The 315-nt window shown below is 34.3% G+C and carries 1 protein-coding gene; it reads left to right on the top strand.

What is annotated here, in order from left to right:
• A partial coding sequence (locus ACODS7_RS32945; RefSeq protein ID WP_488828781.1) for a recombinase family protein occupies window positions 1-315 on the top strand: 315 nt, incomplete at both ends.

The following is a 315-nucleotide window of genomic DNA, read 5'->3' as shown; positions in this document are numbered from 1 at the left end:
GAGACCGGAAAGGTCTTTTACAATTATTTGATGTGAGTCGTTCAGGAGATACAGTTGTTGTAGAAAGTATTTCTCGTTTAGGAAGAAAGACTTTAGATATTTTAACCATTATTCAACAACTTGAAGAAAAAGATATCCAGTTTGTATCATTGAAGGAACAAATAGATACAAGAACTTCTACGGGTAAAGCTATGTTTCAAATGATGTGTGTCATTGCTGAATTAGAACGGAATCTAATTGCCGAGCGCGTAAAAGAAGGTTTAGAAGCAAGTAAAAAACGAGGAAAGAAATTAGGTAGACCAAAAGTTGACAAAG

Source organism: Bacillus sp. FG16, assembly GCF_057809515.1.
This window is presented reverse-complemented; position numbering and strand designations above follow the sequence as displayed.